7 protein-coding genes are annotated in these 8,357 nt (G+C 43.4%); 6 read left to right on the top strand and 1 reads right to left on the bottom strand.

What is annotated here, in order from left to right:
* Positions 1-104 precede the first annotated feature (104 nt).
* The 5 genes from ACLFWI_RS21940 (at position 105) to ACLFWI_RS21920 (ending at position 5,932) form a co-directional block, all read left to right on the top strand.
* Positions 105-1,433: a class I SAM-dependent methyltransferase gene (locus ACLFWI_RS21940; protein ID WP_446414681.1), complete on the top strand. Its 1,329-nt coding sequence runs from the start codon at positions 105-107 to the stop codon at positions 1,431-1,433.
* A gap of 121 nt (positions 1,434-1,554) precedes the next feature.
* Complete coding sequence (locus tag ACLFWI_RS21935) at positions 1,555-2,118, top strand: type IV pilin-like G/H family protein (protein WP_446414680.1); 564 nt, start codon at positions 1,555-1,557, stop codon at positions 2,116-2,118.
* A 389-nt stretch (positions 2,119-2,507) separates the two neighbouring features.
* A complete protein-coding gene (locus ACLFWI_RS21930) occupies positions 2,508-4,733 on the top strand; it encodes an O-linked N-acetylglucosamine transferase, SPINDLY family protein (protein ID WP_446414679.1) in 2,226 nt (741 codons plus the stop codon).
* 150 nt (positions 4,734-4,883) lie between these two features.
* On the top strand, positions 4,884-5,387 hold the full coding sequence (locus tag ACLFWI_RS21925; RefSeq protein ID WP_446414678.1) for a DUF4365 domain-containing protein: 504 nt from the start codon (positions 4,884-4,886) through the stop codon (positions 5,385-5,387).
* Complete coding sequence (locus ACLFWI_RS21920) at positions 5,384-5,932, top strand: hypothetical protein (protein ID WP_446414677.1); 549 nt, start codon at positions 5,384-5,386, stop codon at positions 5,930-5,932. Before ACLFWI_RS21925 ends, ACLFWI_RS21920 begins: the two co-directional genes overlap by 4 nt.
* Before the next feature lie 211 nt (positions 5,933-6,143).
* On the opposite strand, the gene ACLFWI_RS21915 is transcribed toward ACLFWI_RS21920, so the two are convergent.
* Entirely contained in the window at positions 6,144-7,733 is a 1,590-nt protein-coding gene (locus ACLFWI_RS21915) for an FkbM family methyltransferase (RefSeq protein WP_446414676.1), read from the bottom strand.
* 395 nt (positions 7,734-8,128) lie between these two features.
* Here ACLFWI_RS21915 and ACLFWI_RS21910 point away from each other — a divergent pair, with 395 nt between their 5' ends.
* Positions 8,129-8,284, top strand: a complete 156-nt coding sequence (locus ACLFWI_RS21910) for a hypothetical protein (RefSeq protein ID WP_446414675.1) — start codon at positions 8,129-8,131, stop codon at positions 8,282-8,284.
* Positions 8,285-8,357: the final 73 nt, after the last annotated feature.

Below are 8,357 nucleotides of genomic sequence, written 5' to 3'. Positions count from 1 at the left end.
TAATCATTGCGATCGCGTCACCCATCCGATTATCCTTAGACTTGGGGGAAAAGCTTGAATGCTGTTGATTTGTGTCTGTGCCTTTGTATGGAGAGATCGCGCTGATGGATGAACAAGCGGCTGTATTACTGGAAAAAATTCGCCAGCAATTTGATTTTGGTCCCTATCCACGAATTCCGATAGACCGCTCCCCGAAAGATAATGTCCGCGAACTCTATATTCATAATTTTGTCACACCTTATTATTTAAGGAATCAAAAGGTAATAGATACGGAGCAGATAACAATTTTAGATGCTGGCTGTGGTACGGGATATGGAGCATTAATTTTAGCCGAAGCAAACCCTGGGGCAAAAATTGTCGGGATTGATATATCCGAGAAATCCCTGGAATTAGCGCGTCAGCGTCTAAAGCATCATGGTTTTGAGCAGGTAGAATTTTATCAACTCTCTATTTATGAGCTACCTCAGCTAGGGTTAGAGTTTGACTACATTAATTGTGATGAGTTGCTTTATCTGTTTCCTGACCCAGCCATTGCACTGCAAGCGATGAAGTCGGTGCTGAAGCCATGGGGAATTATTCGCAGCAATCTCCACAGCCAACATCAGCGCGTTAACTATTTCCGCGCTCAGGAAGCGTTCCAAATGATGGGATTAATGAATGGTAATCCAGAGGATATGGAAATTGAAATAGTCTTAGAAACCATGAAGGCGTTGAAAAACGGTGTTGAGCTAAAAGCCAAAACTTGGAATCCTAAATATGAAAACGAAAATAAGAAAGAGACAGTTTTGATGAATTATCTGTTCCAAGGGGATAAGGGCTATACGATTTCTGATTTATTTGCCGCGTTGAGAGGGGCAGACTTAGAATTTATCAGCATGGTCAATTGGCGACAATGGGACTTAATGAAGCTATTCAAAGAGCCGGAGAATTTGCCCGTGTTTCTGGCAATGAGTTTACCCGATATTTCAGAGGAACAGCAACTGCGCTTATTTGAGCTATTACACCCCATCCATCGCCTATTGGATTTCTGGTGCGGGCATCCCCATCAAGCTCAACCCTTTATACCGATTGCCGAGTGGACGAATGCTGATTGGCAGGAAGCCCAGGTAAATTTACATCCTCAGCTTAGAACGCCAGCCGTGAAAGAGGAAATGAGCAGATGTATCACCCAGTTCAATCCCTGGGAAATCAGTAAGCATCTACCTGTGACGGGAGAGTCAAGATTGGTAGATAGTACTATTGCCGCCTGTCTGTTACCGTTGTTGGAGTCGCCTCAGTCGATGCCATCTCTGGTGGCGCGATGGCAGAAACTGCGCCCAGTGCATCCGGTTACGCTAGAGTCTACCAGCCAAGAGGAGGCGTTGGAGATTGTCATACAGGCTCTGACTGGATTGGCAGAAAATGGATATGTGCTGGTAGAGCGGGCATCCTGAGTGACTGGGAACCCAGACAAAAAATTTTTTGGCGGCAGGTGATAGGAAAGCAGTCGGATGTGGGTAAGTTACATTCAGGAGACAAAAGTCAAGCATCCCCCATCTCAAGGAGAAACCTCTCATGAAAACTGAACTCAAAGCCAAGTTCTTACAGCATCTCAGCCAGAAAAAGCAGGATCAGGGTTTCACGCTGATTGAACTGCTCGTCGTGATCATTATTATTGGTATTCTATCTGCTATTGCTCTGCCTTCCTTCCTCAACCAAGCAAATAAGGCAAAGCAATCGGAAGCCAAAACCTATGTGGGTTCAGCCAATAGAGCGCAGCAAGCTTACTACCTAGAGAATGGTGAGTTTGCAAACCAAGACAACTTTGGCAATCTAGGTCTCGGCGTTTCCACACAGACAGATAACTACGAATACAAAATTGAAGATGGTGGTGATCCTGAGACTTCTGTCACCAATCTAGCAAAACCTCTGCAAGCAGCAATCAAAGCTTATCAAGGCGGTGTGCAGTTAGGAGAGATAGAAGAAACCAGTGAGGCAACAACTTTGGCTATATTGTGCGAAGCTAAAAAAGCAGAGGGTCTCGATGGTGCAGCAACTGGTGAAGAAGAAGCTGTATTTGAAGATGGTGGTCAACCCCAGTGTAATGAAGCATATAAAAACTTAACTGGTGACAATTAAGATGAAGGTTAAGGTGAATAACGATTGATGTTGACTAAACCAGGCATCTAGGTGAGCGTAGTGTTAATCAATCTATAGATGTTCAGGAAAAGATTCACGTCTATTGCTTTGTAGAGGTACAATAATATCATCTGTTGAAGTCAAAAAATTACCTGAATGTCTAGAGTTTAACTATTTTCCTGAAGTGGATAGAATATTCTATCCACTTTTTTGTCTATACATAGACTATATATACCAGTTATAAATGCGATTTCACAGGACTTAACTAATATCAGCAATAATATTATTGGCAACAAATGAATCCCAAAAAATAAGGGGTTATAGCCTTTGATATGTGGCAATCATCGACGTAAACGATATAAGATTCTAAGGGGAACAAATAATCTTCTATGACTGCTGAAAATTTTTCTGCCGCTGACCATAATTGGCAGCGGCAAGCCGCTCACAATTTAATCCAAGGCGACTATAGTCGAGCAGCAAGTCTTTACGAACAGGCAATTGAGGCAGAACCAGACGTAAGAAGACACTACTGGCATTTAGGCTTACTGTTACTTCTACAGGGACAAGAGGCAGAGGCTCAGACTACTTGGTTTCTGGCAATGGCAGAGGCACAGCCAGAACAACTGGAGCTTTGGACAACAGAACTGCTCGAAGTCTTAGAAGCAGAAGCGCAACGGCGGGAGGAACTAGAAGACTATGCTGTTGCCTGGGCAATCCGGCAGCATATTCGGGAAATTCATCCTAGTGAACTCAATAATCTGTTGCAAATTATTGCCCTTGCTATCAAGCTGCAAACCTTTACAGGAAATGAGTTGACAGAATTGGGAGTGATTGAACTCCTGCAAACCGAACCAACTGGAGATTTCAATGGTGAGTTATTACTGCAAGTCTTGGAGGATGTTTTGGACAATGCACCGTTACATCCTGCATCTTTAGAATTTACAGAGGCTTGTTTGCCATACTTCCCCAGCTCTCATACCTGCCTGTGTATCTTATTGCCTGCTGCGATGAAAATAGGTCATACCTTAAAGTATCCTGGGTTGGCGGCTCGTTTTCTGGAACTATATTTGCGCGTAGAGCCTGATAATCTAGAAGCGTTACGGCATCTGGCTACATTTTATCAAGATAATCATAATTATTCTCAGGGGATAGAGACGGCTAAGTTGTGCTATTCCTTATCCCAAACCTTACCCCATAAAATTGCTGCAATTCACTTAGTACTAAGGGGGTTAATGAATGCAGGTGGCTATTGGCAGGACGTTTTACCGACTTGCGAGGAGTTGGAATCATTGCTGCTGGAAGTGATTGAGACACAACCGCGTTCATTGCCTGAAGGTCTGACGCTGCGTCTGCTGACTCCTTTCTTTGCTTTGCCCCATGTTAAGGATAAATCAACCCAGGTTAGACCGATTCTGAATCAAGTTGCTCAGGTTTTCCAAGCCAATATTCAAACTTATTCCCAAAAGCAATATTCTCAGCAACGGTTCAACTTTAAAAAACACGAAACTTCAGCAAAACCATTAAAGATTGGCTATTTGTCTCACTGTTTAAGACGGCATTCTGTTGGCTGGTTAGCCCGTTGGCTTTTGCAACATCATGATCGCGAACGGTTTCAAGTTCATGGTTATTTCGTTAACTATAAGCTGGTGAATGACTCTCTACAAGAATGGTATGTCAATCAAGTTGATTACGCACACAAACTAGGTATGGAAGGCTTAGAAATTGCTGAGCAAATTTATCAAGATAACATTGATATTCTGATCGATCTCGATAGCATCACCTTGGATATTAGCTGTGAGGTAATGGCGCTCAAACCTGCCCCAGTTCAAGTAACTTGGCTGGGTTGGGATGCATCAGGTATACCTGCCATCGATTATTTTATCGCCGACCCCTACGTTTTGCCAAATTCGGCTGAGGATTATTACTCAGAGAAACTCTGGCGCTTACCCCAAACCTATATAGCCGTCGATGGTTTTGAGGTTGGTGTACCGACACTACGCCGCGATGAATTAAATATTCCTAGTGATGCTGTTGTGTATCTCAGTAGTCAGAGAGGGTATAAACGCCATCCCGATACAATTCGATGGCAAATGAAAATTCTCAAAGCTGTGCCGAATAGCTATTTTTTAATTAAAGGTAAAGCAGAGGAAGAATCGATTAAAAATTTCTTTAACCAAATTGCTGAAGAAGAAGAGGTAAGTTGCGAACGCCTGCGATTTCTGCCGATAGTGGCTTCCGAAGCCGTTCACCGCGCTAACTTAGGCATTGCTGATGTGGTACTCGATACTTATCCCTATAATGGTGCTACCACAACCTTAGAAACCCTGTGGATGGGCATACCTATCGTCACCCGCGTTGGAGAGCAATTTGCCGCACGTAATAGTTATACAATGATGATGAATGCTGGTATTACAGAAGGAATTGCCTGGACAGATGAAGAATATATAGAGTGGGGTATCCGCTTAGGAACTGATCCGGAACTGCGGCAACAAATATCCTGGAAACTCCGGCAATCAAAGCACACATCTCCCCTCTGGAATGCTAAACAATTCACCCGCGAAATGGAAAAAGCTTATGAGCAGATGTGGACTAAGTATGTGGAAGGAAATAAATAGATTGATGAGTCATGAATGCTATCGCCGTCAATATCCACATTCCCCAACGTGCAAAACGTCTATCAAGTCAAATCTGAGTAAAAGAAAAAGCAAGGGAGACACTCTTATGATTTAATCAAACACTTGTCTTCATTCAAGGTGAATATCGCAGTGGATATTAACATCCAAAAAGAAGAATTTAGCTATGCCTATATTTATGCCATTGCTGCAACCGCAGGTTGTGCCGTTCAGAGAACAACCACACCCCTAGATCGACTTGGCGTAGACCTAATCATCACAGGCGTTAATAATCAAGATATAATAGACTTCCCTCTCCTCTATGTTCAAGTGAAATGTACGTCCAGACAAGTCCTGATTGATAACGCTATCAGATATCCTCTCTCTGTGAAAAACTATGAAGAATTAAGAATCCGCGATCGCTATCCTCCCTTAATCTTAATTGTCGTTATCGTCCCCGACCAAGTAAATGACTGGTTAAATCAATCCGAAGCCGAACTTTGCCTTAAGCGTTGCGCTTACTGGATATCTTTAGCAAGTAAAGCACCAACCCAGAATCAAGAAACCATCACCGTTTATATACCCAGAGAAAATATATTCACTGCCAATGTACTTAAAACCATGATGCAGCGCATTACAGTAGGAGAACGGTTATGAATGTAACAGTTAAAGACATTGAATTACTCAAAGCCATACATCCTCAACAGGTAACAACTTACCTACAGGCAAAGGGTTGGCAACAAAAGCAGCAGATACCAGAACAGGCAATAATTTGGCTCAAAGACAAGGAATCCCACGGACAATTTAACCTTGTTTTACCCTTAAATCCAGACGTTCCTGATTTTCCCGTTTCCATGAACCTTCTGCTGGAAACTCTTGCCAAAGCAGAAGAGCGTTCTCAACTTGATATTCTCAATGATTTAATTATTCAACTGTCCAATAGAATTATTCAGGGAGTAGTCATGGAAATTCACTCACCTAATCCCGACCAACTCAGCGGCACAATTACACTAATCGGTCTAATTCTTGATAAACTGTGGAAAATACAAACAGAATTATTTGACCACGACTATATCAAAGCCATTAAAGCCTATCAAGAACGCTTACCTGTATCCTGTCTAGGGGACTTAATTAAGGAAGATAACCTCTTTATTCTTAAAAATCCTCGCAACTTCACCCTAGATGAAGCCTGGAGAAATTAACCGTGGAGACACTCTAGTAATTGAATCCCAAAAATCATCTTCATTCAAAGCGAATATCGAATTGCATAACAAAGAGTTTTTAAAGGTGTATATATGAATCTGCTCCAGATGACCACTTTTCTTTAAGCTCGAAAGAAATACCGACATTTAATCATCCTCTATTAGCACTGTATAAAAAAACGATAATTTTGGAAACGCTAACGCTAACTATTTACTTCAAAGTTTTATGATCAACCACAGCAATTAGGTTTAACCTTCCGGATAAATCTTCAGTCGATTCTATAGGAAGTAACTGCTCCAAGAAAGGTTTATACTGAAATAGCTGATACCCTCTATCCCTGAGAAAATCAGCCACAGCCAAATTAGCCCCTTGACTCCCCGCAATATTTTCATACATGATACAAGGTTTGAATTCGGTTAAAATCCGACTACTTCCCGCTAAAACCTTAACCTCATGACCTTCTGCATCAATTTTCAACAAATCAATCTGGCTGATATCTTCTTCCTCAACCAAACTATCTAACGTAAAACAACGCACCTCCTCAAGCGTTCCCTGCTGCATCCTTTCCCCCTCCCCCTCAACAATTTGATTCAGTTCATTCGTCGCCTGCAACGCCAACCTACCCATACCCTGATGATCACTCGCCGCCCCTGCACAAACTTTCACCCAATCTAACTGATTAATCTTACAGGTTTCTTGCAAACAACGCACACACCCAGAAAACGGTTCAACCGCCAGCACACGCCCTTCTGTTCCTACCCGCAGCGCTGCACTAAACGTGTAAACCCCCACATTCGCCCCCACATCAATCACCGTCATCCCCGGTTTAATCCAACGCCGCCAAAACTCCATTTCCTTCTCAAACCAATCTCCCTCCGTAATCAGCACACTGGTAACAATACTGCGTAAACTGGGTTCAACAGCTAACAGAAGTTGATTCTCAAAGGGAACATAACTAACCTGACTCTCTTCTACCAACCGAGTCCAATACCACTCTAACCCCTGTGAGGCTCCCTGGCTCAACTCAGCACCCATCCTGCGCCATACCCTAGCACTCTCCATCTGTCCCAAATCTCGATAAGCCAAATAGAGCGCTTGTAAAATATTACCCCGTTCTGGCTCCAGCTTTCGCGCCCGATGTAAATAAAACAATCCTTCCTGTTGATTATTCGTCAAACTGGAAATTCCCAGCTTTAAATTAACCGCCGCCGATTCAGGATAAAGTTGAGCCGCTAAATGCAGAAATCGCAGTCCAGCAACATTGTAAAAAACCAGAACCGAATAACACAAAACCTCACTTAATAGCAGCAGGGATTGAGTATAACCATTCTCAGTTCCGAGAATTTCTGCCAGCTTTTCTGCTCTACTATCAATCAAATAATTACCAGGAGGCAAATAAACTATCCCCGAATCAACGGATTCCTCAACATAAGCAGGCATTAAACTTTGGATAAACGTAGAAAAAGCCATTTGTATTCCCTGTCCCGTTTCTCCAGTCATCCCATAAACGAGAGCCAGATGAGCCGCACAGAGGGGATGTCCATACAGTTCCACTCCCTGATTCAATGCCTCAACCGCCATCTCAAAATACAGCAAACGCACCGAGGAATCCTGGCTTTGTTCGGCTTCAATCAACGCCACAACCGCAACATTATTCAACTCAATCGCCGATGTCGGCTCATCCCAATCTGTCTTTTCCAGACTAGCGGTGACATAGGATAACGCGGCTGAATCCAGCGTCAGACCGATACGTTTAAGATAGTTCCAATAAGAATCAATCGGATGAAAATAAGAGTCCATAAAAAAGTTAATTTATAGTACGTTTCTCTATGTGCCGTCGCCAAGGCGAGTCTACACCTAACTTTATCCCAATTTCAACATAATCTGCCGAATCTGGACAGTGCGCCTGTTCTATACCCCTCAACCAAGATAGTGCGATCGCAGGTTGTTCCGATTCCCGTCAATTTTATTGGGCGCACGGGGCGTGCGTCCCTACGTGTCGGCGACAAACGGTGCAATTACCTGTTCCCTTCCAGTCAATTGAATCGTGCGATCGCTCTCTTATTCCCAGCAAGCGCCAATCTTGTTCCCTCCCCTTCAAGGGGAGGGTTAGGGAGGGGTCAGACCAAGGTATGGCTTTGTTGATTGAGTAAAGGGCGACCCGATCCAATGGAGTGGATTGGAGTTGTTCATTGATGCAGGCGGGTCGCCCCTACAAGGATCACCTGTTTCCTTTCGGTCAATTCAATGGTGCGATCGCCTTTTCCCTGCCAGTCAATTCTATCGTGCGATCGCTCTCTTATTCCCAGCCAGCGCTAATCTTGTTCCCTCCCCTTCAAGGGGAGGGTTAGGGAGGGGTCAAATCAAGGTATTGCTTTGTTGATTAAGTTTTGGGCGACCCGATCAAATTAAATGGATTGGAGT

This window comes from Coleofasciculus sp. (assembly GCF_046539235.1).
In the GTDB taxonomy this organism is placed as follows: domain Bacteria; phylum Cyanobacteriota; class Cyanobacteriia; order Cyanobacteriales; family Coleofasciculaceae; genus Coleofasciculus.
Note: the sequence above shows the minus strand (reverse complement) of the source record. Positions and strands in the feature narration are given on the sequence as shown.

Coding starts and splice junctions, on each gene's coding strand:
- ACLFWI_RS21940 (WP_446414681.1), top strand. CDS start 105: ATGGATGAACAAGCGGCTGTATTACTGGAAAAAATTCGCCAGCAATTT.
- ACLFWI_RS21935 (WP_446414680.1), top strand. CDS start 1,555: ATGAAAACTGAACTCAAAGCCAAGTTCTTACAGCATCTCAGCCAGAAA.
- ACLFWI_RS21930 (WP_446414679.1), top strand. CDS start 2,508: ATGACTGCTGAAAATTTTTCTGCCGCTGACCATAATTGGCAGCGGCAA.
- ACLFWI_RS21920 (WP_446414677.1), top strand. CDS start 5,384: ATGAATGTAACAGTTAAAGACATTGAATTACTCAAAGCCATACATCCT.
- ACLFWI_RS21915 (WP_446414676.1), bottom strand. CDS start 7,733: ATGGACTCTTATTTTCATCCGATTGATTCTTATTGGAACTATCTTAAA.
- ACLFWI_RS21910 (WP_446414675.1), top strand. CDS start 8,129: ATGCAGGCGGGTCGCCCCTACAAGGATCACCTGTTTCCTTTCGGTCAA.